20 protein-coding genes, 1 pseudogene and 1 other annotated feature are annotated in these 23,429 nt (G+C 65.9%); of the genes and pseudogenes, 14 read left to right on the top strand and 7 right to left on the bottom strand.

Translation table 11 applies throughout. The annotated features are described in order from the left end of the window. Positions 1–172 precede the first annotated feature (172 nt). Positions 173–439 (top strand): hypothetical protein, encoded by a 267-nt coding sequence (locus tag ABD989_RS16635; protein WP_345314328.1) that lies wholly within the window; start codon positions 173–175, stop codon positions 437–439. A gap of 118 nt (positions 440–557) precedes the next feature. Here the strand turns inward: ABD989_RS16635 and ABD989_RS16630 are convergent, their stop codons facing one another. After that, entirely contained in the window at positions 558–1,652 is a 1,095-nt protein-coding gene (locus tag ABD989_RS16630; RefSeq protein WP_345314327.1) for an inositol-3-phosphate synthase, read from the bottom strand. Continuing rightward, positions 1,645–2,289, bottom strand: coding sequence for a PadR family transcriptional regulator (locus ABD989_RS16625; protein ID WP_246992994.1), 645 nt, complete (start codon positions 2,287–2,289; stop codon positions 1,645–1,647). Before ABD989_RS16625 ends, ABD989_RS16630 begins: the two co-directional genes overlap by 8 nt. 166 nt (positions 2,290–2,455) lie before the next feature. On the opposite strand from ABD989_RS16625, the gene ABD989_RS16620 reads away from it, so the two are divergent. The 3 genes from ABD989_RS16620 to ABD989_RS16610 all read left to right on the top strand — a co-directional run bounded on the left by ABD989_RS16620 (position 2,456) and on the right by ABD989_RS16610 (position 6,688). Continuing rightward, on the top strand, positions 2,456–2,845 hold the full coding sequence (locus ABD989_RS16620; protein WP_372493132.1) for a DUF5318 family protein: 390 nt from the start codon (positions 2,456–2,458) through the stop codon (positions 2,843–2,845). 89 nt (positions 2,846–2,934) lie between these two features. After that, positions 2,935–5,175 (top strand): transglycosylase domain-containing protein, encoded by a 2,241-nt coding sequence (locus ABD989_RS16615; RefSeq protein ID WP_345314326.1) that lies wholly within the window; start codon positions 2,935–2,937, stop codon positions 5,173–5,175. Positions 5,176–5,182: 7 nt separating this feature from the next. Then, on the top strand, positions 5,183–6,688 hold the full coding sequence (locus ABD989_RS16610; RefSeq protein WP_345314325.1) for a glycosyltransferase family 87 protein: 1,506 nt from the start codon (positions 5,183–5,185) through the stop codon (positions 6,686–6,688). On the opposite strand, the gene ABD989_RS16605 is transcribed toward ABD989_RS16610, so the two are convergent. Continuing rightward, positions 6,667–8,700, bottom strand: coding sequence for a GNAT family N-acetyltransferase (locus ABD989_RS16605; RefSeq protein WP_345314324.1), 2,034 nt, complete (start codon positions 8,698–8,700; stop codon positions 6,667–6,669). The two genes, ABD989_RS16610 and ABD989_RS16605, sit on opposite strands and share 22 nt — an antisense overlap. A gap of 135 nt (positions 8,701–8,835) precedes the next feature. On the opposite strand from ABD989_RS16605, the gene rpsF reads away from it, so the two are divergent. The 4 genes from rpsF to rplI all read left to right on the top strand — a co-directional run bounded on the left by rpsF (position 8,836) and on the right by rplI (position 10,591). After that, complete coding sequence (gene rpsF / locus ABD989_RS16600) at positions 8,836–9,117, top strand: 30S ribosomal protein S6 (protein ID WP_246992987.1); 282 nt, start codon at positions 8,836–8,838, stop codon at positions 9,115–9,117. 134 nt (positions 9,118–9,251) lie between these two features. Next, positions 9,252–9,818 (top strand): single-stranded DNA-binding protein, encoded by a 567-nt coding sequence (locus ABD989_RS16595; RefSeq protein WP_246992985.1) that lies wholly within the window; start codon positions 9,252–9,254, stop codon positions 9,816–9,818. Between the two features lie 42 nt (positions 9,819–9,860). Beyond that, on the top strand, positions 9,861–10,118 hold the full coding sequence (rpsR, locus tag ABD989_RS16590) for a 30S ribosomal protein S18 (RefSeq protein ID WP_246992982.1): 258 nt from the start codon (positions 9,861–9,863) through the stop codon (positions 10,116–10,118). A 20-nt stretch (positions 10,119–10,138) separates the two neighbouring features. After that, on the top strand, positions 10,139–10,591 hold the full coding sequence (rplI, locus tag ABD989_RS16585) for a 50S ribosomal protein L9 (protein ID WP_246992980.1): 453 nt from the start codon (positions 10,139–10,141) through the stop codon (positions 10,589–10,591). Between the two features lie 78 nt (positions 10,592–10,669). Here rplI and ABD989_RS16580 read toward each other — a convergent pair whose 3' ends face one another. Beyond that, on the bottom strand, positions 10,670–11,257 hold the full coding sequence (locus ABD989_RS16580) for a hypothetical protein (RefSeq protein ID WP_345314323.1): 588 nt from the start codon (positions 11,255–11,257) through the stop codon (positions 10,670–10,672). Positions 11,258–11,637: 380 nt separating this feature from the next. Between ABD989_RS16580 and dnaB the strand changes: the two genes are divergently transcribed. The 4 genes from dnaB (at position 11,638) to ABD989_RS16560 (ending at position 19,583) form a co-directional block, all read left to right on the top strand. Then, positions 11,638–13,848: a replicative DNA helicase gene (gene dnaB / locus ABD989_RS16575; RefSeq protein ID WP_345314322.1), complete on the top strand. Its 2,211-nt coding sequence runs from the start codon at positions 11,638–11,640 to the stop codon at positions 13,846–13,848. 425 nt (positions 13,849–14,273) lie between these two features. Further along, a protein-coding gene (locus tag ABD989_RS16570; protein WP_246991597.1) for an IS3 family transposase occupies positions 14,274–15,514 on the top strand; the annotation gives its coding sequence in 2 pieces (ribosomal slippage) (positions 14,274–14,553 and positions 14,553–15,514; 1,242 coding nt in all). Further along, positions 14,552–14,686: a sequence feature (AL1L pseudoknot), on the top strand. (Overlaps the previous gene by 135 nt.) Before the next feature lie 282 nt (positions 15,515–15,796). Beyond that, positions 15,797–16,420 (top strand): TetR/AcrR family transcriptional regulator, encoded by a 624-nt coding sequence (locus tag ABD989_RS16565; protein WP_246996862.1) that lies wholly within the window; start codon positions 15,797–15,799, stop codon positions 16,418–16,420. 121 nt (positions 16,421–16,541) lie between these two features. Continuing rightward, the gene (locus ABD989_RS16560; protein WP_345314321.1) at positions 16,542–19,583 is read left to right on the top strand and encodes an MMPL/RND family transporter; all 3,042 of its coding nucleotides are present in this window, start codon (positions 16,542–16,544) and stop codon (positions 19,581–19,583) included. A gap of 40 nt (positions 19,584–19,623) precedes the next feature. Here ABD989_RS16560 and ABD989_RS16555 read toward each other — a convergent pair. Beyond that, positions 19,624–19,935, bottom strand: a pseudogene (locus ABD989_RS16555) (integrase core domain-containing protein); the annotation flags it as partial. A 91-nt stretch (positions 19,936–20,026) separates the two neighbouring features. Here ABD989_RS16555 and ABD989_RS16550 point away from each other — a divergent pair. Then, positions 20,027–20,254 carry a DUF6188 family protein gene (locus ABD989_RS16550; protein ID WP_246992976.1) on the top strand — a complete coding sequence of 76 codons (228 nt, stop codon included), beginning with the start codon at positions 20,027–20,029 and terminating at the stop codon, positions 20,252–20,254. A 152-nt stretch (positions 20,255–20,406) separates the two neighbouring features. Continuing rightward, positions 20,407–21,312 carry an alpha/beta fold hydrolase gene (locus ABD989_RS16545; RefSeq protein ID WP_345314320.1) on the top strand — a complete coding sequence of 302 codons (906 nt, stop codon included), beginning with the start codon at positions 20,407–20,409 and terminating at the stop codon, positions 21,310–21,312. Between the two features lie 58 nt (positions 21,313–21,370). On the opposite strand, the gene ABD989_RS16540 is transcribed toward ABD989_RS16545, so the two are convergent. Both ABD989_RS16540 and ABD989_RS16535 read right to left on the bottom strand, forming a co-directional pair. After that, entirely contained in the window at positions 21,371–21,667 is a 297-nt protein-coding gene (locus ABD989_RS16540) for a hypothetical protein (RefSeq protein WP_246992972.1), read from the bottom strand. Positions 21,668–21,775: 108 nt separating this feature from the next. Next, a complete protein-coding gene (locus ABD989_RS16535; RefSeq protein WP_345314319.1) occupies positions 21,776–23,371 on the bottom strand; it encodes an MFS transporter in 1,596 nt (531 codons plus the stop codon). Positions 23,372–23,429 lie beyond the last annotated feature (58 nt).

Here is a 23,429-nt window from a genome sequence, read left to right as displayed (position 1 = left end):
CAAGCAGCCGACGACAAGAACGCCGCCTGACACGGCCACTGCAGGCCGATCACACGTCCAGGCCAACTCGGCTCTGGCAACCAAGGAAACCAACTAAATCAGTCTCCAAGAAACCCGGGGCTTGACAGACCTCTTAGAAGTCGCGGGGGACTCGAGTGCTTTGGAACTGCGAATGGAAGAGCGTCAACTTCGTGATTCGGTATTCGGTGTGCTGCGCGATTATCAATCGGCGCTGGCATGGGTGCGCTGTGACCTGGCTATTGATCGGCTCCTCCGCGAATACCTAGGCGGGGAGAGGGGGGAATCAATGCCTTCCTGGTATGGCGACCTTCTGAAGGAGCTGCAGTCACTGCTGGTTGACCTGGACAAGGCGCGGCCGCTGGAGGATGACCTCCGAGACGAACTGCAGCGAGTCCGACGGGCGCTCGCGCAGATGTAAGACGGCACGGGTGCCTCGGAGTGAACGATGTCAGTTGCTCCGTCCCTGGCGATGCAAAAACGCCCGTCCCGGGAAGAGTCCGGGACGGGCGTTATTTGTGCTCGCGGAGCCGAGAAGACTACTCGGCGCCGATGATGAAGGCTTCGAGCTGGGTGCGGGCCTGATCGTCGGGGATCTGGACCGGCGGGCTCTTCATCAGGTAGGCCGAGGCCGGCAGGATCGGGCCGCCGAGGCCGCGGTCCTTGGCGATCTTCGCCGCGCGCACGGCGTCGATGATGATGCCGGCCGAGTTCGGGGAGTCCCAGACCTCGAGCTTGTACTCCAGGTTCAGCGGAACGTCACCGAAGGCGCGACCCTCGAGGCGGACGTACGCCCACTTGCGGTCGTCGAGCCACTGGACGTAGTCCGACGGGCCGATGTGCACGTTCTTGTCGTACACCTTGCCGGCCAGCGGGCCTTCCAGGATGGAGGTGACGGCCTGGGTCTTGGAGACCTTCTTGGACTCCAGGCGCTCACGCTCGAGCATGTTCTTGAAGTCCATGTTGCCGCCGACGTTCAGCTGGTACGTACGGTCCAGCTCCACGCCGCGATCCTCGAACAGCTTCGCCATCACGCGGTGGGTGATGGTGGCGCCGACCTGGCTCTTGATGTCGTCGCCGACGATCGGGACACCGGCGTCGATGAACTTCTGGGCCCACTCGGGGTCCGAAGCGATGAACACCGGGAGGGCGTTGACGAAGGCGACGCCCGCGTCGATGGCGCACTGGGCGTAGAACTTGTCAGCCTGCTCGGAGCCCACCGGCAGGTAGCTCACCAGCACGTCGACCTCGGCGTTCTTCAGCGCCTGGACCACGTCCACACCGTCGCCGTCGGCCTCGGTGATGGTCTCGCGGTAGTACTTGCCGAGCCCGTCGAGGGTGTGGCCGCGCTGCACCGGAACATTCATCGGCGGCACGTCGGCGATCTTGATGGTGTTGTTCTCGCTGTTGCCGATCGCCTCGGACAGGTCGAAGCCGACCTTCTTGGCGTCGACGTCGAACGCGGCGACGAACTCGACGTCGCGCACGTGGTACTGACCGAACTTCACGTGCATCAGGCCGGGGACGGTCGAATTCTCGTCGGCGTCTTTGTAGTACTGAACGCCTTGGACCAGGGAAGCGGCGCAGTTGCCCACGCCGACGATGGCCACGCGCACTGTATTGGTGTCACCCATGGTCGGGTTCTCCTTCTTGTTGCGGCGGAACGGCGGAATGCGGTGCCGCCGAGTTCTTTCCTTCTTCACCACGCCCGGCTGGGCCGGAGGTGGGGAGTTCTGTGGGGGCTGAGCCGGATGCCTCGTCGGCGATCAGCCTGTTGAGCCACTGCACTTCGCGCTCGGAGGTCTCCAAGCTGAGCTCATGCATCTGGCGGGTGTAGTGGTCCGAGCCGATGCCGGCGCGGCTGAGCAGCTCGCGCAGGCCTTCGCGTCGTTCCTCCACCTGGCGGCGTCGACCTTCGAGGATGCGCATGCGCGCCATCGCGGGGGTGCGGCTGAAGAACGCCAGGTGCACGCCGAAGCCGTCGTCGGTGTAGGTCTGCGGGCCGGTGTCGGCGACCAACTCGGCGAAGCGGGTCTCGCCCTGCGGAGTCAGTCGGTAGACGCGACGGCCGCGGCGCACCTTGACGCCGACGGCGCCGGGAGTGTCGTCCTCGACGATCAGGCTGTCGTCCTGCATGCGGCGCAGCGTCGGGTAGAGCGAGCCGTACGAGAAGGCGCGGAACGCGCCGAGGAGACCGGTGAGCCGCTTGCGCAGTTCGTAGCCGTGCATCGGGGATTCGAGCAGGAGTCCGAGGATGGCCAGTTCAAGCATGGACGCACCGCTCCTCTCCCTCGATGTCCGGTCGACGCGTTACAACGTCCTGATGTAGCGACAAATGTATCGCACCGATATAACTTCTCTGCAACTCTGCGGTAGGTTCGGCGCTTGATCTGCATCACACGCAGGGGCTCCACGGCGCGGGTCTAGGCTGGGAGTCGTGCACCGACGGGTCGTGAACTATGCGCTGGCCAAGCGTTCCAAGCTGGCCGACGTACGCGCGTCCCGAGTCGCTCTGGACGAGGTCTGCGACGCAGGCTCCCAGCTGCTGCGCGCCGCGCAGTTCCATGGTGTGCCCACCGAATCGGCCTGCCCGATCTGCCGAAAAGAGCAGGTCACGCTGGTTTCGCTGCTGTCGGGGTCGTCGTTGGGGCACCTGTCGGGCTCCGCGCGCACGCCCGCGGAGATCGTGCGCCTGGCCGCTCGGATGCCCGAGTTCGCGGTGAACGTCGTCGAGGTCTGTCGCACATGTCGCTGGAACCATCCGGTCCGCTCGTACGTTGTCGGACTGACTTCGTCGGCGCCGCCGGCCCGGCGAGCCGCCGAATAGGACAGTTGGCACCGAGCCCGGTGTGCCGTCACAGTGGTGAGAGAAGCTTTCGACCCGAGCGCGCCGAAATTGCGGAGAAGTGAGTGAGTATGAGCAGCGAGAAGAAGCAGGCCGGGAGTCCGAACGGGACTCGGCGGTCCGGCGGTGCACGGATCCTCGCGTGGGTGCTCGGCTTGGGGGCCGCCGTGGTCCCCGTGGTGGCGATCGTCGGCGTCTTGGCCTTCCTGGTGACGTACCTGGTGGTCGACGTCCCCGGACCCGGTGACATCAAGCAGAACCAGGTCGCGACCATCCTGGACAGCAAGGGCGGTGTGATCGCCCGCGTCGTTCCGCCGGAGGGCAACCGTACCGACGTCAAGTACGACCAGATCCCCGCGTCGCTGGTCGACGCGGTGAAGGCCACCGAGGACCGCGATTTCGACTCCAACTCCGGCTTCTCCATCCGCGGCTTCTCGCGCGCAGCGCTCGGCAAGATCACCGGCAACGCTGGCGCCGGCGGCGGCTCCACCATCACCCAGCAGTACGTGAAGAACGCGCTGGTGGGTGACGAGATCTCGTACAAGCGCAAGTTCAAGGAACTCGCGATCTCCACCAAGATGTCGCGCAAGTGGTCCAAAGAAGACATCATGACCGCCTACCTGAACACCATCTATTTCGGTCGCGGCGCGTACGGCGTGGCCGCGGCGTCGAAGGCCTACTTCAACAAGGACGTCAGCAAGCTCGACGTGGCGCAGTCGGCACTGCTGGCCGCGGTGATCCGTTCGCCGTCGGTGTACGACCCGGCCGTCGATCAGGAGCTCGCGGAAGCGCGTTGGAACTTCGTGCTCGACGGCATGGTCATCACCGACACGCTGACCCAAGCGGACCGGGACGAGCAGAAGTTCCCCAAGGTCATCGTGCCGAAACCGGTCGCCGACGACTCCGCGAGCGGCCCGGAGGGACTGATCAAGCGTCAGGTGCTGGCCGAGCTGGAATCGCTCGACATCACCGAACAGGACGTGCGCACCGAGGGACTCAAGATCACCACGGCGATCGATCCGACGGTGCAGAACGCCCTGGAGGATGCCGCCAAGGAGAAGCTCACCGGGGAGCCCAAGGATCTGCGCACCGCATCGGTGTCGGTGGACCCGCAGACCGGTGGCATCCGGGGCTACTTCGGCGGCTGGGACGGCGTCGGCTGGGATTACGCGTCGACCGGACTGCAGACTGGATCGGTGTTCAAGGTGTTCGCCCTGATCGCCGCGCTGGAACAGGACATTCCGCTGTCACAGCGCTACTCGTCGGCGCCCTACTCGACGGGCACCGGCCTCACGGTGGAGAACTCCGACGGCGAATCGTGCGGCACCTGCAACCTGGCCACCGCCACCAAGATGTCGCTCAACACCGTCTTCTACCGCCTGATGATGGACCTGAACAACGGTGCCGACGACATCGTCGACGTGGCCCATCGCGCAGGCATCTCCAAGACGCTCAACGGCAAGCCGACCCTGGTCAACGCCAATGGTCGCGCCGAGGGCGGCGTGGTGCTCGGTCAGTACGACTCCACTGTGCTGGACATGGCGTCGTCGTACGCCACGCTCGCCGCGTCGGGCATCTATCGGGCGCCGTTCTTTGTGCAGAAGGTCGAGACCTCCACCGGCACCGTCCTCTTCGACCGCAAGCCGGACCCGGGCAAGCGTGTCTTCCCGGCGAAGGTGGCCGACAACGTGACGGCGGCGATGGAGCCGATCGCCGCGTACTCCAACGGCAACGCGCTCTACGACTCGTCGCTGGGTTCGCGCCCGTCGGCCGCCAAGACCGGTACCGCTCAGCTGGGCAACACCGGGTACAACCGCTACTCGTGGATGGTCGGGTACACCCCGCAGCTGTCCACGGCCGTCTGGGTGGGTACCGCCTCCGGTGACAAGCCGCTGCGCAACTACTCCGGTGCGTCGATCTACGGTTCCGGGCTGCCCGCGCAGATCTGGAAGGCGGCGATGGACCAGGCGCTGGCCGGTGAGCCGATCGAGAGCTTCCCGGAGCCGGAAGCGGTCGGCGGTCAGGCCGGTCTGCCGTACGAACCGCCGCCGGTCACCTACACCACTCCGAGCGAACGCTCGACCCGTCCGACGCGGCCGCGACTGCCGGGCCAGGGTGAGGACGGCAACGTGACCGTCGCCCCGGGCTGGACCATTCCGTGGGGTAACGGCGGTACCGGCGGTAACGGCGGCGACGACGAACCGCCGACCACCACGCGTAGTCCCGGCCGCAATCCGGGCAATACGACGACGGAAGTGACGCCGCCGCCGACCTCGGAGCCCCCGGCGAACAGCCAGGTCCCGGCGGCCTGACCTCGCCGTGAACGACGGCAGGGAGTGGGAATCGCCGGCTCCGCTGGACGCTGACCCGCGCATCGACACCGACCGCGAGCTGCCCAGTCGCAGCAACGCGCAGGTGGCTGCGGCGAGCGGAGTGATCGGCGGCCCCGTCGGACTGCACGCGGCCGTCGGTCGCAGCCGCTTCTGGACGCCGGTGCGCGCGGTCCTGCTGATGGCACTGGTGGTGCTGGCGGTGTCGTGGACGGGCAAGGCCGGCTGCCTGCAGCAGTCGCCGGTGCCCGCCGCGCCCGGCGAGGACGCCACCGGGGAGATGCGGCTGAACTGGGACAACCAACGCCAGTACTACAGCCTCTGCTACACCGACATCGTCGCGACGTACGCCGCACAGCGGCTCACGCCGCGGGACCTGCAGCAGGGCACCATGCCCTACCGCACCTACTGGTACGACGATGCCGCGTCGACCGGCACCAAGCGCTACACCGATCAGCCGGTGCTGATCGGGCTCACCATGTACGTGGCCGCCAAGGCGACGCAGGGATGGCAGGCGCTGGTCGACGGCACGGCCATCCCGAAGCAACTCGACGTGGTGACGTTCTTCAACATCGCGGCGTTGCTGATCACCCTGTTCTGGCTGCTCGCGGTGTGGGCGACCATGAAGACCGATCGCCGACGGCTCTGGCGCGGCGCGCTCGTGGCCCTGTCGCCGCTGGTGCTGGTCCACGCCTTCACCGCGTTCGACGTGATCCCGGTGGCGCTGGTGGCCCTGGCCCTGCTGTGCTGGTCCCGCGAACGGGTGCTCCTGGCCGGCGTCTTCGGCGGGCTGGCCGCGGCCGCCGCGCTGTATCCGCTGCTGCTGCTACCGGCGCTCGCGGTGATCTGCGTCCGCGACCGTCGCATGCAGGACTTCTGGGCCTTCCTCACCTGCGGAGGTATCGCCTGGCTGGCGGTGAACCTGCCGGTCATGGTGAGTTATCCGCGCGGCTGGGGCGAGTTCTACCGCACCTGGTGGCAACGGGGCGTCGAGCCGGACAGCCTCTACCACCAGGTGATGCGGCTGACCGGGTGGGCGCCGTCGGCCACGCTGCTCAACGTGCTGAGCCTGACGCTGCTCGCCGCCGTGATCGCGGCCGTCGCGTATCTCGCGCTGCGCGCCGAGGTGACGCCGACCCTCGCGCAGCTGATGTTCCTCTTGGTCGCCGGCTATCTGCTGGTGGGCACCACGTGGCACCCGCAGTCGTCGCTGTGGCTGGTGCCGTTGGCGGTGCTGGCGGTCCCGTACATCCGGCTGCTGGTGGCCGTGATGGTGATCGACGCACTGGTGTGGGTGCCGCGGATGGGCCTGTTCCTCGACCCCGAGCGCAAGTGGCTCAATGAGGACTGGTTCTCGGTGGCCGTCGTGATCCGCGCGATCGCGGTGTTGATTCTCTGTGCGGTGGTGGTGCGGGACCTGCTGGCTCGGACGCCGCAACCCAGTCCCCCGGCCCCGCCGGTGCCGGCCGCGCCCTACGCGGGCGCGACCAGCTGATCGACGCGGTCCACCAGGTCGGCGCGCGCCTGCGTCCAGTCGTCGACCGTCATCGAGAACTGCGCGGTGGTGCGCCACCCGTCGCCGAAACGACGGTGCTTGCGCAGCAGTCCCTCGAACGTCGCGCCGAGCTTGGTGACCGCGGCCCGTGAGTGCGCGTTGTCCTCGTGCGTGTGCCAGACGACGCGGACCGCGCCGGCCTGGGTGAAGGCGTAGTCGAGCAGCATGAGCTTGGCGGCTGGGTTCACCACGGTGCCGTGGACACGTGAGGCGTAGTATGTGTAGCCGATGGTCACCGCCAGATTCGGCTCGTCGACGTCGTAGTAGCTGGTGGTGCCGATCAGGTCGCCGGTGGCGTCGTCGATCACCGCGAAGGGCAGGCGTCGTCGATCGTCGTGGGCGGCGCGGATCCACTCCAGCGCGGCCTCGGTATCGGTCGGCACCGCCGGAACGTAGCGGCCCAGCTCGGGCTCGGCGCCGCCGATGGCTGCCAACGCGGGCGCGTCGGTCACGGTCAGCGGACGGAGTGTGACGCCGGCGCGGGTCAGGACCGGGGTGCCCAGCCAATGCCAGGCGGCGGCGCTGTCGGCGTCGGCCAGGCGGGTGAGCGGCGGCCGCGGCGGCAGGGCGGTCCGCATGAACGACGCCAACGGCTCGCGCACCTGCATGCGTGCGGCAGTCACCAGGAAGTAGGCGAGCAGGATCGCGTGGCACCACACGCCCAGCTGGACGCCGGCGTCGATGTACCAGGGCGTCGGCCGGTTGGTCGCCAGGTAACCGAACATCCGGAAGATCGACAGATCCAAGGTCACGTCGGTCACCAGGTAGACGGCGATGGCCGGCCACGGCACGCGCAGCAGCACGAAGAACGGCAGCACCCACAGGGTGTACTGCGGCGAATGGACCTTGTGGAACAGCATGAAGCCGGCGAGCAGCGCGAAGCTGGCGCCGATCCAGGGGAAGACGCCGTCGATCGTGTACTGGCGCCACGCCAGGTAGGTCGCGGCCACCACGGCGAGGATGATCAGCAGCGTCGACGCGACGCCGACGATCGAGTTGTAGAGGTCGATGTTTCCGTTCAGCAGCGGCCGAAGTCCCCAGTACCAGAAGGTGTTGGTGTCGATGTCGGCCTTGCGCTTGCCCTGGAAGTCGAGTGCGGCCTTCCAGCCGTCGTAGCCGGCGATCATGAACGGCACCTGCGCCACCAGCGTGGTGACGACGGCGGCGACCACCACCCAGGCCGCACCCACCCAGTCGTAGGCGCGACGGGCGGCGGACCGGCCGAGCTCGCCGTGGGTGAGGACATAGAGCGCCAGCGGCAGCACGAACATGCCGGGGTAGATCTTCAACGAGAAGCCGATGGCCAGGAGCACCGAGGCGATGATCGACGACGTGCGCAGACTCATCCGTCGCTGCCCGGTCTTCCGGCTCGCACTCGCGCCCCACGCCATCACGGCGATGGCCGCGACGGAGGTGAACACGACGGGCAGTTCCCAGTTGTGGAACGCGTACAGCACCAGCGCCGGGGTGGCCGCCCAGAGCAGCACCCACCAGCGGCTCATCCACGCCAGGAGAATCGTGATGACCAGGGCGAACGGGGTCAGGATCAGCGACGTCTGCATGAAGAAGCCGAGGTCGGTGTGCTGCCCGATCGCCCCGAGCCACATGAGCAGTCCGGACAGCACCGGGTACTCCACGACGCCGCCGAACAGGTGGCCCTGCTCGGTGATGCCGCCGTGGATGTACGGAAAGACGTGGTTGTCGATGTCACGACCGACCCACAGGAACATCAGGTCCGAATAGCAGGGAATCACCGCGTTCGGATCGCCCACCGGGAACCTCGCGCTGCGCCCGAACTGGTCGAACGGTGCTCCGCCGCACGCCAGCTTGGCCCGATAACCCCAGGTCAGCGCTGCAAAGGTGAAGAGCAGCGAGGTCACCATGATGATGACGCTCTCGCCGCGGTGCAGCAGTCCTCGGCGGACGGCGAGGTCCGAAGCAGCAGAAGGCATGGGGAAGACTCTAGCGGTGATCGGGATTTCCCTGGTCACGGGCTACTCGTGTATCTTGAACGGGTTGCCGACGCAGGCGACCCTCCTGTCGTGGAAAGTCCACGGCCGATAGCCCATAGGAGGTGATGTGGTCTTATGCGTCACTACGAATTGATGGTCATCCTCGATCCGAGCCTGGACGAGCGCACCGTCGCCCCATCTCTGGATACGTTCCTCAATGTTGTCCGCAGCGAAGGCGGCTCCGTCGACAATGTCGACATCTGGGGCAAGCGCCGGCTCGCGTACGAGATCGAGAAGAACGCCGAAGGCATTTACGCCGTCGTCGAACTCACCGCGTCTCCCGCGACCGTCAGCGAGCTCGATCGTCAGCTGGGTCTGAACGAGTCGGTGCTGCGCACGAAGGTCATGCGCAAGTAGCCCACCCGGCACTGTTCATCCACGTCCGTGAATGACCTCCGCGTTCGTCGGAGGCGGCCACTAGTCTGGTTCTCGAACCATTCGGCCGCCGCCATCGAATGTGGCGGACATCCACACGATTCAGGGGAAACACCATGACTGACACGGTCATCACCGTTGTAGGAAACCTGACCGCCGATCCGGAACTGCGGTTCACCGCGTCCGGCGCGCCGGTGGCGAACTTCACGGTGGCCTCCACTCCGCGTACCTTCGATCGCCAGACCAATGAGTGGAAGGACGGCGAAGCGCTGTTCCTCCGCTGCAGCATCTGGCGCGACGCCGCGGAGAACGTGACCGAGTCGCTCACCAAGGGCTCCCGCGTGATCGTGCAGGGCAAGCTCAAGCAGCGGTCGTATGAAACCCGTGAAGGGGAGAAGCGCACCGTGGTGGAGCTGGAAGTGGATGAGATCGGCCCCTCGCTGCGGTACGCCACCGCGAAGGTCACCCGCACCCCGCGCGGCGGTGGTGGCGGAGGCAACTTCGGTGGCGACCGCGGCAATCAAGGCGGCGGCGGATACGGCGGCGGCAACCAGGGCGGCGGCTACAACGCCCCGTCCGGCGGCAACCGCCAGCAGTCGCAGCAGGCCGATGACCCCTGGGGAAGCGCACCGCCCACCGGCGGTGGCAACTTCGCCAGCGGGGATGACGAACCACCTTTCTGATACCGGGCTCGCCAGCCCGAGGAGCATCAACGGAGCACTCATATGGCAAAGCAAAAGGGGCGTAAGCCCCGCGTAGAGAAGATCACCAAGGCCAAGGCCTGCAGCTTCTGCAAGGACAAGAAGGCCGGCGAGATCGATTACAAGGACACCGCGCAGCTGCGTCGTTTCCTGTCCGACCGCGGCAAGATCCGTTCGCGTCGGGTGACCGGCAACTGTGTCCAGCACCAGCGTGACGTCGCGGTGGCCGTGAAGAACGCACGTGAAGTGGCGCTGCTGCCCTTCACCTCGACCGGTCGCTGAGCGGGAAAGGAATCACTGACATGAAGCTGATCCTTACCAGCGCTGTGGAAAACCTGGGCGAAGCTGGCGACACCGTTGAGGTGCGCGATGGCTACGGCCGCAACTTCCTGCTGCCCCGCGGCCTCGCGATCGTCGCCACCCGTGGCGCCGAGAAGCAGGTCGAGGGCATCCGTCGGGCCCAGCAGGCTCGCATCGTGCGGGACCTGGACCACGCCAACGAGCTGAAGCAGGCCCTCGAGGGCCTGGAGTCGGTCTCGCTGACCGTGAAGACCCACGACTCGGGCAAGCTGTTCGGTTCGGTCACCGCGGCTGATGTCGTCGGTGCCATCCGCACGGCTGGCGGTCCGTCCGTCGAGAAGCGGAACGTGGACTTCCCGAAGGGCCACATCAAGGCCGTGGGCACCTACCCGGTGTCCGTGAAGCTGCACCCGAAGGTCGAGGCGAAGGTCAACGTCGCCGTCGTCTCGGACTAAAGCTCCGCGCCTACACGACAAGCGCCGGTTCCCCTCGCGGGGGACCGGCGCTTCGTCGTCGGTGGGACCCGTTCCCGGTCAGCGCAGGTGCGGCGGGAGATACTTCGGGGCGGGGTTGGCGTTGTGCCGACGGTCGCCCTTCGGGTAGTAGAACTTGTGCCATGCGCGGCTGAGGATGAAGGCGCGGTTGTTGGTGGCGCAGGAGACCACGTTGCGGCGCGGAACGGCGCAGACGGTGCCGGCGACGGTGATGCGCTGGCCCACCTTGAGGACGGGGGCACGGAAACCGGCCTGGGAACCGAACCGGTAGGTGGTGCCCGGGGGAACCCACAGCGGGCCCTGCAGGTCGTTGGTGATCGCGACGCCCTTGGTGCGCGGTGGCGCGGTGGCCGGGCGGCCCTGGCACGCGACCGAACCCGGACGCGGGCCGATCTGGCAACGCCACTGCCCGGCGACGAAGAACGTCCGGCCGTCGTCGGCGAAGCGCAACGACTGGTACTTGGCGGCGTTCACCGGCGCGAAGGAGCCGAACCGCAACTCCGGAGGCGGCGGGGCCGCGGCCGCGGGCGGCGCGGCCAGGAGGCCGGCGGCGACCAATGTCAAGGTCAGCAGGACGAGAAGTGCTGCCAGGGGACGTGGACGGGACGGACTCATGGGGGCGCGCACGGGCCCATTCCACCACAGGCCGCGGGGTGCCACGTCGTTCTTCGGGCAAGAAGGGAGACCCTCAACGGGATGTCTACACCTGACGGGCCGATGTGCAACGCGACACGCCGAGGAGGCGGAAATTCAGGGCCTGTGGGTAGTGGAAAAGCGTTCTTACCTGCGGCAATGGGTGTGATATAGGGCAAATCCACCGCGCTTTCCACATGGCTGTCCACATTCCCGCCCGCAAGACGCGGAGTTGTCCACAGACGGTCCACAGGTTTGCCCACAGGGACGGTTTGCCGCCTGTCGTACCCGGGCCCTAATCTTCCCGGGGGACACGGTTAACCGTGCAGTAACCGTGTTGGGGCATCGATCAGAGTCGAGTAGGGGAGTTTTGCGTGGCGCTTGACGACACACACGAACCGTCAGACTCGCAACCTCCGGCCACCCCGGAGGAAACGCTCCGGCAGCCGCCTCAGGACACCGCCGCCGAGCAGTCCGTGTTGGGCGGCATGCTGCTGTCCAAGGACGCGATCGCCGACGTGCTGGAGCGGATCAAGCCCGACGATTTCTACAAGCCGGCGCACCAGGCCGTCTACGACGCGATCCTGGAGCTGTACGGCCGCGGCGAGCCCGCCGACGCGGTGACCGTCTCCGCCGAACTCGACCGCAAAGGCGAACTGCGCAAGGTAGGCGGCGCCCCATACCTGCACACGCTGATCTCCACGGTGCCCACGGCGGCCAACGCCGGCTACTACGCCGAGATCGTCGCCGAGAAGGCCCTGCTGCGCCGTCTGGTCCAGGCCGGCACGCGCATCGTCCAGTACGGCTTCGCCGGGGCCGACGGCCAGGACGTCGCCGAGGTGGTCGACCGCGCGCAGGCCGAGATCTACGACGTCACCGAGCGCAGCGCCTCCGAGGACTATGTGATCCTCGACGAGCTGATGCAGCCCACCCTCGACGAGCTCGACTCGATCGCCTCGCGCGGCGGCCTGTCGTTGGGTGTGCCGACCGGATTCGCCGATCTCGACAAGCTGACCAACGGCCTGCACCCGGGCCAGATGATCATCGTCGCGGCCCGCCCAGGCGTCGGCAAGGCGCTCGCCCTCGACACCCCGCTGCCCACCCCGACCGGGTGGACCCGGATGGGGAAGGTCGCCGTCGGCGATCACCTGATCGGTGCCGACGGCAAGCCGACCCGCATCGTCGCGATCAGCGAGGTGATGACCGCGCGCCCGTGCTTCGAGGTGGAGTTCGCCGACGGCGCCGTGATCGTCGCCGATCGCGACCACCAGTGGCCGGTGGAGCTCGACGACGACGCTCGCGTGCTCACCACCGACGAACTGCGCGCACATGTGGGCAATGTGGGGATCCGCAACGCAGCGCCCCTCGAATTGCCCGAGCGTGAGTTCGCCTACGGCCCGTACACCGTCGCCGCGCTGGCCGGCATGGCCTACGACGATCCGGAGATCGCCGTCCGAATCGAGGCCGAGGGCCCCGTCGAAGTGATGACGCTGATGGCCGACCTGGCCGGACTGATTCCGTCCGAGTATCTGCGCGGCTCCGTCCGACAGCGTCGTGCCGTCCTGGCGGGCCTGCTCGACGCGCGCGCCCGCGTGGAGGACGACGGCTGGATTACCATTCCGATCGTGACCCGCCGCATGTCCGAGGTGATCACCGACCTCGTCGCCGGCCTCGGCTACGTGTACCAGCGCGAACCCACCGGCTGGATCCGGATGGCCGCCGACGACGACGTGTTCACCGTGCACAAGAAGGCGGTGCGCCACAAGGAACTGCGCGGCAAGGCCGGCTTCCGGCGGATCGTGGCGATCCGGCCCGTCGACTCGGTGCCGGTGCGCTGCGTGCAGGTCGACAACGCCGACCACCTCTACCTCGCCGGTGAGGCCATGGTGCCGACGCACAATTCGACGCTCGCCATGGACTTCCTGCGGTCGGCGTCGGTGCACCACGGCCTGTCGGCCGCGATGTTCTCGTTGGAGATGAGTAAGACCGAGATCGTCATGCGACTGCTCTCGGCCGAGGCGCGCGTGAAGCTCGGCGACATGCGGTCGGGCAACATGAGCGACGACGACTGGAGCCGGCTGGCCCGCCGCATGGGCGAGATCAGCAGTGCTCCGCTGTTCATCGACGACTCCCCGAACCTCACCATGATGGAGATCCGGGCCAAGGCGCGGCGCCTCAAGCAGCGGCACGACCTCAAGCTCGTGGTGATCGACTACATGCAGCTGATGAGCTCGGGCAAGAAGGTCGAGTCGCGTCAGCAGGAAGTCTCCGAGTTCTCCCGCTCGATCAAGCTGCTGGCCAAGGAACTCGAAGTTCCGGTAGTCGCGATCAGTCAGCTGAACCGTGGACCGGAGCAGCGCACCGACAAGCGCCCGCAGGTCTCGGACCTGCGTGAGTCGGGTTCGCTGGAGCAGGACGCCGACATGGTGATCCTGCTGCACCGCCCGGACGCCTTCGAGCGCGACGACCCGCGCGCCGGTGAGGCCGACATCATCGTGGGCAAGCACCGTAACGGTCCGACGGCCACCATCACCGTCGCACACCAGCTGCATCTTTCGAAGTTCGTCGACATGGCCCGCGGCTGAGTCGAAGCGACGACCGAATCGGCACAGGTCCGGCACGCGGTCTGTTAAGTGCGCAGACAGTTCATTCCAGATTCAGAAGGGATGGAGCGTGAAGTCGATTCCGATTTCTGGCGCGACGGTCCTCGGGATTGATCCGGGCTACGCTATCCAGCTCCATCTCTCTAACGGCGGCGTGCTCTCGATAGAGGATCCGATCGTCGTCGTAGCCGGTAGCACTGTGACTGGGCTCAGCCCATCTGTGGGATGTTCGAGGTTGCGACGTTGAGTGGGCGTGTTCATGCTGGGGCCGTCCGATCCAGCCTTCGGTTTGCTGGTGCTCGGCTCACTTGTCGTGTTGAATCGCCCCGGCGTGTCCGGAGACTCTGTTCGTTGTGAATCGTGTCGGGTTTGATGGAGGGTAGGAACACCCGGAAGGACCCGCCATCATGGCAGCACCTCGTAAGTACCCCGCCGAGCTCAAAGAGCGGGCAACGCGCATGGCGATCGACGCCCGCAAAGACCCTGAGACCCGCACCGGCGCTTACAAGCGCGTGGGTGAGCAGCTCGGTGTCCATCCCGAAGCGCTGCGCACCTGGGTCAAACAAGCCGAGACCGACGAGGGCCTGCGTCCGGGCCGCACGACTGAGGAGTCCGCGCGGATCGCGGAGCTCGAGCGCGAGGTTCGGGAGTTGCGTCGGGCGAACACGATCCTGAAGCAGGCGTCGGCTTTCTTCGCGGCGGAGCTCGACCGCCCGTCCCGATGAGCGAACGCGTCCGGTTCGTCGCGGAGCATCGTGGCGAGCATGGGGTCGAGCCGATCTGCCGGGTCTTGGAAGGAACGCCCGGCCAGATTGCCCCGTCGACGTTCTATGCCGCTCAGTCTCGGTCGCCCTCGGCGAGAGAGGTCCGCGACGGGCAGCTGCTGGAGCTGATCCGGAAGATCCACTCGGACAACTACGGCGTTTATGGAGTCCGTAAGATCCACGCCGAGCTGCGCAGGCAGGGCGAGAAAGTCGCCGAGTCCACGGTCCGGCGTCTCATGCGCGAGGCCGGGCTGCGTGGGATCTCGCGGGCGAAGGGTCCGCGGACGACGAAGCCGGCACCGGAGACGGGCAGGCCGTTGGATCTCGTGGGGCGCGAGTTCGTCGCGTCGCGTCCGAACGAGCTCTGGGTCGCCGATATAACCTATGTCCACACGTTCTCCGGCTGGGTCTATGTCGCGTTCGTCACCGACGTGTTCAGTCGTCTTGTCGTCGGCTGGCAGGTCTCTACAAGGCTCTATACGGACCTCGCGCTCGACGCCCTGAAAATGGGGATTTGGCGGCGCCAGCATGCCGGCGACGACCTGACCGGCCTAATTCATCACTCCGATCGCGGGGTCCAGTATCGAGCGATCCGCTACGCAGAACGTCTCGCCGAATGCGACGCCGTCGCCTCTGTCGGGTCAAAGGGCGATAGCTATGACAATGCGATGGCCGAGGCGCTGAACTCGCTTTACAAGGCCGAGTTGATCCGCAACCGCGGTCCCTGGACGGCGATCAACGACGTCGAGATCGCGACGGCGGAATACATCGACTGGTTCAACAACCGTCGCCTCCATGGCGAGATCGGGCACGTCCCGCCCGCCGAGCTCGAGGCGGCCTATCGCGCCACTGCGCGCGAGCACTCATTAACCGAAACCAAGTAGATCAGCCTCTACCAAACCCGACACTTGACACCCTTCAGCAGTACCCACCCCAGCCCTGCCGCCAAGCCCCGAATTGATCTACCAACCCTTCGCCGAAGGTACCCCGGAGGCGGGCACCGTGGCGCCGACCTTCCTGCCGGGTCGGGGTGTCGAACAGGTGAATTGCACGACTAGCCCGGCGGACACTCCTCGACTTTCGCTATTATCAGTAGCACTTCGTGCGAACCAAGATCGCCAGGCGCGCCCGAGAGCAGTCTCGGGGATGGGAGTGTGGGTGCGGTGATGGCGGCCAGGCGCGACGCGGGTCCTCGGTCCAAGGACGTGATGGATGACAAAGACCCGCGTTTGGTTCGTTCACGCAACCGGTTGGTTGATGCGGCATCTGCCCTGTTGAAGACCGGCGGGGTTAATGCAGTCACGGTCGGGGCGGTCTCCCGGATGTCGCGAGTGGCTCGAACGACGTTTTACCGGCATTTCGACGGCACCACCGATTTGTTGGCTGCGGCGTTCGAACGATTGTTGCCCCACGCCGACGTCCCTGACGCGCACGGACCAATCCGCGACAGTTTGGTGCGGTTGGTCCGTGCTCAGGCTGCGTTGATCGAGCAGGCGCCACTGCAATTGACCGCCTTGGCGTGGCTGGCGATGGTGCCGGAGGAGCCCGGGGAGCAGCAGAACACCCTCGCGCCGCTGCGCGCTCGTGTCATCGCGCAGTACCGGGAACCGTTCGATCAGGTGTTGCAGAGCGCCGCCGCCCAGAAGGAACTCGACGAGTTCGATCCCGGCGTGGCCATCACCCAGCTCGTGGGCCCGCTGGTCTTCGCGCGGCTGTCCGGCCTTCGCTCGATGAGTGGCGCGGACTGCGAACAGCTTGTCGACGACTTTCTCGCCGCCCACCGCCGCTGATCCGATAGTCCCGCGTCGCCGAACAATCCATTCCTTTCGCTACATGCTGTAGCGTAGTGATACCGATTGATTCATTTGTCGAAGGGTGTGCGATGCCAACGCAGCGATGGATGCGTGAGCAGTGGTGAAGCTTCGGCGATCGACCGGTCGCGGTGAGTACAGCCGGTCGCTGGGGCAGGTGGGACGCTTCGTCTTGTCGCACAAAGCGCTGGTAGCGGGCGTCTGGGTGGCTGTTGCCGTGGTGTTGGCTGTGCTGTTTCCCCAGTTGGAAACAGTTGTGCGCCAGCAATCGGTGGACCCAATTCCTAAGGGCGTGCCGTCGTTTCAGGCGCTCGATCGCATGGGCGAGGCGTTCGACGAAAAGGGCGCGAAGACCACGGTGTTCGTGGCAATGGAAGATCCGGCCGGACTCACCGAGCCCGCCCGCCAACGCTATGACGACCTCGTGGTCCGGCTCCGCGCCGACCGCGATGATGTGCAGGCCGTACGCGACCTGCTCGCCGACCCGATCACTGCCCGACAAGCGCTCAGCGAAGACGGCAAAGCCTGGTACTTGCCCGTCGGGGTCAGCGGCAGCCTCGGCGGGCCGACGGCGGCCCACGCTGTGGAATCGATCCGCGAGACCGCAGCAGAGGTCTTTACCGGCACCAGCACGACAGTCCACGTGACCGGACCAACAGCGACCTTCAGCGACCAAATCGTCACCGCTGAAAAGGATCTGGTGGTCATCACCATCGCCACCGTCGTGCTGATCGCCATAATCTTGCTGATCGTCTATCGGTCGGTGTTCACTGCGTTGCTACCGCTTCTGGTCATCGGTATCAGTCTCGCCGTAGCCCGCGGAGTCATGTCTGCGTTAGGCGAACTGGGCATGCCAGTCTCGCAATTCACCGTTGCGTTCATGACCGTCATCTTGCTCGGCGCCGGTGTGGACTATTCGGTCTTTCTGATCAGCAGATACCACGAAAGGCTGCGCCAAGGCGCCGCCGCGTCCGACGCTCTCATCGATGCCACCGCCACCATCGGACGGGTGATCCTTGCGTCGGCAAGCACTGTTGCTCTCGCGTTCTTAGCCATGGTCTTCGGGCAGCTCAGCGTCTTCGCCACCCTCGGCCCCGCCTGCGCAGTGGCGATCCTCATCGGATTCCTCGCCACCGTCACGTTGTTGCCGCCAGTGCTGCTGTGGGCTGCGCGATGGGGGTGGGGTGCCCCGCGCAAAGACCTCACGCGGCGCTACTGGAACCGCATCGCGGTCCTCGTCGTACGCCGCCCGGCGCCGTTGCTGGCCGTCAGCCTCGTCGGATTGACGATCCTGAGCGTCACCGCGCTGGGCATTCAGATCACCTACGACGACCGAGACGGTCAACCCACAACCACCGACAGCAACGAAGGTTACGCACTGCTCAACCGGCACTTCCCGCAAGACATCACCATCGCGGAATTTGTCGTCGTGGATTCGCCCACCGATCTGAGAACAACCAACGGACTTGCCGACCTTGATCAGATGGCAGCTCGGATTGCGCAGATCCCCGGCGTCACCCGTGTGGTCGGTGTCACTCGCCCGACCGGAGCCAAACTCGAACAAGCCCAACTCTCCTGGCAGAACGGGCAGATCGGCGATCGGGTGGCCGGCTCAGTGGGTGAGGGCCAAGCCCGCAAAGGTGACCTCGAACAATTGCGTTCTGGTGCAGACCAACTCGCCGACGGCCTCGAACAACTCGACATACAGATCCGCACCAATCTCACCCCACTGGCTGGCATTCTTAACCAAGTCACCACCATCGGGGCCGAAATAGGTCAATACCAACCACTTCTACAATCACTGACCGCCGCCGCACCCCAACTCGACCAAGCCGCGCAGAACGCCCCTCAGCTAGCAGCCCTGGCCGAACAGTCATCAGCCGCCATAGCCACAATCACCTCAGTGCTCCCGTTACTGGATAACTCAGCGCTGTGCACTCAACTACCCCAATGCAGCACCCTGCGCCAACAAGCCCGCGATCTCGCCGCACTCCGCGACAGCGGGTTCTTCACCCAGATCACGACACTGTCCACCCAGCTCGCGCAGATGGACACCCCCCTCACCGCGGTCACCAACCAACTCAACGCCACCGTCGCCACCCTCGAGACCACGCTGGGAACCATCGGGGCCCAAGACCTGCCAACCAAACTCGCCCAACTGCAGACCGGGGTCTCCCAACTCGCCGCCGGCTCGCGAACACTCGCCGAAGGCGTATCTGCACTCGTCGACAGCAACCTTCAACAACTCGCCGGCATGGCCACGCTCGCCGCCCAACTACAGACCACCGCGCGCGAAACCCGCGGCTCGGACTCGGCCACCGGCTTCTACTTACCCAAAGATGCTTTCGCTGACCAGCAATTCGCCGACGTTGCGCGCCAATTCATCTCCCCGGACGGACACACCGTGCGCTACGCCGTCCAGACAAGCTTCGACCCCTACAGCGCGGACGCCATGCGCCTGGCCAGCACCATCGCCACCGTCGCCAACGACGCAAAACCCAACACCACCCTGACCGACTCCACCGTCTCCGTCGCCGGCTTCCCCGCTATCAACGCCGACCTGCAACGACTGCTCACCAACGACTTCCGCCTCCTGGCCCTGGCCACCCTGGCCATCGTCGGCATCATCCTGATCATCCTGCTGCGCTCACTGGTCGCACCCATCTACCTACTCGGCACCGTCGTACTCAACTACACCGCAGCATTGGGCATAGGCGTCCTGATCTTTCAGCACATACTCCACACCGACATCGCTTGGCCTGTGCCCCTATTAGCGTTCATCGTCCTGGTAGCCGTCGGCGCCGACTACAACATGCTGCTGGTCTCACGATTGCGCGAAGAATCACATCACAACGTCCGAGTCGGAGTGCTCCGCACCGTCACCAACACCGGCTCAGTTATCACCTCAGCAGGCCTCATCTTCGCCGCCAGCATGTTCGGCCTCATCGCCGGTTCCATCGGCATCATGACCCAAGTCGGACTCATCATCGGCGTAGGCCTTCTCATCGACACCTTCATCGTCCGCACCATCGTGGTACCAGCCATCGCCACACTCCTCGGCAACGCAAGCTGGTGGCCCCAAAAGCCAACGACCCCTCCCACCCAACGCCGCCACCGACCCCACCCCGCAAAGCAAACATAAAGCCGGGGGACTGCTGCACGACCAGGTGACAGTTTCGGTGTCATGCCGCTGAGGCGGCTGTGTTGATGATCGTCTCGTATTCGATCGGGGTCAACCGGCCGAGGCGGGCCTGACGACGGCGTCGGTGGTAGGTCCGTTCGATCCAGGTGACGATCGCGATCCGCAACTGCTCGCGGGTGCTCCAGCGGTGCCGGTCCAGGACGTCCTTCTGGAGGAGCGCGAAGAACGATTCCATCGCTGCGTTGTCGCCGGCGGCACCGACTCTGCCCATGGACCCAACCAGGCCGTGTCGGTTGAGCGCGGACACGAACTTCCGCGACCGGAATTGAGAGCCCCTGTCCGAATGGACAATACAACCCGAAACATCGTCCTCTCGGCAGTGCACCCATCAAATGGAAACCGACGACTCACAGAACGTCCGGACCGAATGAAGGGGGCGGCTCATGACGACTGTCGATCCGAGCAACGGCGATCCGGATGTCCGGATCGTCGAGCAGCAGTTGGTTGGGAAGACTATTCGCGGGGCCGGTTATGGGGACGACTACACCCTCTCGCTTCTACTCGACGACGAGGTTGTTCTTCAGGTGGCACCGATAGCCGACGGGTTCGAGTCCTGGTCAGTGTCGGTGCCGCCGGACTTCACGGTGGTCGGGAGTGCTGAATTCACTTAGCGCTTTGTACGGTTCGGTGATTCGGTCGAGGTGTTTCTGCCTGCACACCCCAGCGGGATCGAACCGGGCAGCGCTCGGACGCGGAAGGTCGGTTCCATATGTCCATCCGGGGTGTTTGTGCCTGAGGCTCCCGTTCGGCGAGATACTGGGGCATGACGTTGATTCCGGAACGCGCGCCCATCAGCGAGCCAGCTCCCCCGGCCGAGTCGAACGACTACCACCTGTCGGTCGGGTGTCAACGTATCCGCGTGCGCTACCGCCCGGGGGTGGGGATACCGCTCGTCCTCTGCAACGGAATCGGGGCGAGTCTGGAAATCCTCGATCCGCTGGTGGAGCAACTCGATCCGACGCGGCCGGTGGTGCGCTTCGATGCGCCCGGCACCGGTGAATCGCCGCCCTCCCTGCTGCCGTACGGCTTCCCCCATCTGGCGTGGGTGCTCGGCCGCGTGCTCGATCGCTTGGAGATCGACGTGGTGGACGTCCTCGGCTTCTCCTGGGGCGGATCTCTGGCGCAGCAGTTCGCCTTCCAGAACCCGCGCCGGTGCCGACGCCTGATCCTGGTGGGAGCCGGGACCGGCGCCGTCATGGTGCCCGGATCGCCGACGGTGCTGTCGAAGATGATGACGCCCAAGCGATTCCGCGATCCGTCGTACGGTGCGTCCATCGCGGGCGAGATCTACGGCGGGTCGGTGCGCGACAGCGGGCAGCCGGTCGCCGAACTGTTCATGCGCCCACTCCACGCCGGGTCGGGCAAGGGCTACGCGCACCAGTTGCTGGCCGGGGCCGCATGGACCTCGCTGCCGGCGCTCCCGGCCATCCGGCAGAAGACGCTGATCATCGCGGGCACCGACGACCCGATCATTCCGATGGCGAATGCGCACGTCCTCAAGATGCTGCTTCCGCGGGCCACGCTCCACGCGCACGACGGCGGGCACATCGACCTGGTGCTCAACGCCGAGGTCTTCGGCCCGGTCATCGACGGATTCCTCGGTCCCACCAAGCCCCTTCGGGGTAAGTGGACCAAGACCGCGGACGTGAAGATCACCCCGGGCGGATAGCGGGTCGATCCGGTTCGAATGGTCCGCCGCGGATCGCGGCGGACCGATGCGGCGGGGGTCAGCGCAGCCGCGCCAACGCCAGATTCGAGGTGAGGTGTCCGCCGTACAGGCCGAGGCCGATGAGCCCGGCCTTCCGTGTCTTCGGCACCGCGATCAACGCGCCGACCACCGTCTCGAAGGCGCCGTTGATCATGAGGAAACGATCGGTGTTCTTCGGAAACGCCTGTTCGGTGAGGCCGCGGAACATGTCCGGCGCGGCGAAGTGCGCCAGGCCGGTGGCGGCGAGGCCGACCCCGCCGAGCGTCGCGAGCAGATTCGAGGAACTGCACTGATCAGCGCAAGTGGAGGAAGCCACGTTGATCTCACCTTCGTTCGGCCGTCGCAGACGGCAATTGGATTCATGTCTACACGACCGGCCGCGGTCCTGCGCAGACTTCGGGCTTTGACGTGGGCTGCGGGAGTTCTACAGCTGTGCGGCGGGAATGCGCGGGAGCCGGCGGGCGATGATCAGACCGATACACGCTAGGAAGATCGCCAACAGAATGGCGGACTTGATGGCCGACATCTGCGCATCCAGATAGTTGTTGATGAGAGTATTCATTTCGTCGGCCGGGATCTGATACTGCGTGCCGATCGCCTGCAACTGGTCTTTGGCGAGGATCTCGACGCCGTCGGCCGTGGCCTTTGCGACCTGGGTCTTCGTCTGCGACGACACCGTCGGATCCGCCTGCACGGCACTGTTGAAACCGCTGCTGAGCGCGGACACCAGAAGGGCGCCGAGCAGCGCGATGCCCACCGATGTGCCGATGTTCTGCGCGGTGCCCTGCATGCCGCCGGCCTCCCCGCGCTCACGCTCGCCGATCGACGACATGATGACGTTGCCCAATTGGGAGGCCACCAGGCCGAAGCCGGCGCCGAAGACCGCCAATCCGATGGCGAAGAGGATGCTCTTCATGGTCGGTTCGATGGTGGTGACCAGCAACGCCGCACCGATGAGGACGCCGAACAGCCCGATGGTCACCAGCCGCCGCGGAGACTGCGTGGTCGCGAAGCGGGGGCTGCTGAACGCGGCGATCAGCATGGCGATCGACATGGGAGCCAGGCTCAGACCGGTCTCGAAGGAGTTCTTCAGCAGGACGTACTGCAGATAGACCGGGATGACGAAGAACATGCCGCCGATGATGGATTGCTGCGCGAGCAGCATCACCAGGCCGTTGCGCAACTGCAGTTTCCGCAGCAGCGACGGATGCATCAGCGGTGTTCGGCCGCGGGCGATGACCCGATTCTCCCAGCCGACGAAGCCGTAGAGGATCAGGATTCCGGCCGCGATCATGAACGGCACCACCGAGAAGCCGAACGGGGTGATGGACTTTCCGGCGATCACCAAGGCTCCGGTCGGCTTGATGAAGCCCCACGAGCCGGCTTGGACCAGCCCGAGCACGATCAAGCCCAAGCCCAGGGCCGAGAGGGCGGTGCCGCCCCAGTCGATCGCGGTGCGCTGGGGCTTCGCGTCGTCGGCGATCAGGCGGATGCCGAGCAAGATCACGATGCAGACGACGGTCTCGCTGAAGAACACCACCCGCCAGGTGAGCGCTTCGGTGACCCAGCCGCCGATCAGCGGTCCGGCTGCTGCACCCGCGGCGGCGATACCGCCGAGCGCGCTGTAGGCGACGGCGCGGTCCTTGCCGTCGTAGTTGGCGGCGATCAACGAGATGATCGCCGGAATCACCAGGACGGCGCCCGCGCCTTCGACGAACGACCAGCCGAACAGCAGAACGCCGATGTTGGGACTGAAGGCGGTGATGAGGGAGCCGAGGCCGTACACCAGCAGCCCGATGCCGAACACGCGTCGACGGCCGAACGTGTCGCCCAGACGCCCGCCGAGCATGATGAACGACCCCATGACCAGCGTGTACAGGGTGATTGCGAGCTGCAGCTGGGTGAGTGTGGTGTCGAGGTCGGCGACTACTTGGGAGACGGAAACGTTCATCACCGTGGTGTCGAGGACCATGATGAACTGCGCGGCGCACAGAATGGCGAGGACGCCCCATTGCTTCATCGGAAAAATGCTACGCCGACCATCGTGGGCGCGGGGGTGTCTTCGCGCGACGGATTCG

It is taken from the genome of Gordonia alkaliphila (genome assembly GCF_039542465.1).
Taxonomy (GTDB): Bacteria; Actinomycetota; Actinomycetes; order Mycobacteriales; family Mycobacteriaceae; genus Gordonia; species Gordonia alkaliphila.
This window is presented reverse-complemented; position numbering and strand designations above follow the sequence as displayed.

Excerpts from the sequence above, each read along its gene's own strand:
- ABD989_RS16635 (WP_345314328.1), top strand. The coding sequence starts at position 173 with ATGGAAGAGCGTCAACTTCGTGATTCGGTATTCGGTGTGCTGCGCGAT.
- ABD989_RS16630 (WP_345314327.1), bottom strand. The coding sequence starts at position 1,652 with ATGGGTGACACCAATACAGTGCGCGTGGCCATCGTCGGCGTGGGCAAC.
- ABD989_RS16625 (WP_246992994.1), bottom strand. The coding sequence starts at position 2,289 with ATGCTTGAACTGGCCATCCTCGGACTCCTGCTCGAATCCCCGATGCAC.
- ABD989_RS16615 (WP_345314326.1), top strand. The coding sequence starts at position 2,935 with ATGAGCAGCGAGAAGAAGCAGGCCGGGAGTCCGAACGGGACTCGGCGG.
- ABD989_RS16605 (WP_345314324.1), bottom strand. The coding sequence starts at position 8,700 with ATGCCTTCTGCTGCTTCGGACCTCGCCGTCCGCCGAGGACTGCTGCAC.
- rpsF (WP_246992987.1), top strand. The coding sequence starts at position 8,836 with ATGCGTCACTACGAATTGATGGTCATCCTCGATCCGAGCCTGGACGAG.
- ABD989_RS16595 (WP_246992985.1), top strand. The coding sequence starts at position 9,252 with ATGACTGACACGGTCATCACCGTTGTAGGAAACCTGACCGCCGATCCG.
- rpsR (WP_246992982.1), top strand. The coding sequence starts at position 9,861 with ATGGCAAAGCAAAAGGGGCGTAAGCCCCGCGTAGAGAAGATCACCAAG.
- rplI (WP_246992980.1), top strand. The coding sequence starts at position 10,139 with ATGAAGCTGATCCTTACCAGCGCTGTGGAAAACCTGGGCGAAGCTGGC.
- ABD989_RS16565 (WP_246996862.1), top strand. The coding sequence starts at position 15,797 with ATGGCGGCCAGGCGCGACGCGGGTCCTCGGTCCAAGGACGTGATGGAT.
- ABD989_RS16550 (WP_246992976.1), top strand. The coding sequence starts at position 20,027 with ATGACGACTGTCGATCCGAGCAACGGCGATCCGGATGTCCGGATCGTC.
- ABD989_RS16545 (WP_345314320.1), top strand. The coding sequence starts at position 20,407 with ATGACGTTGATTCCGGAACGCGCGCCCATCAGCGAGCCAGCTCCCCCG.
- ABD989_RS16535 (WP_345314319.1), bottom strand. The coding sequence starts at position 23,371 with ATGAAGCAATGGGGCGTCCTCGCCATTCTGTGCGCCGCGCAGTTCATC.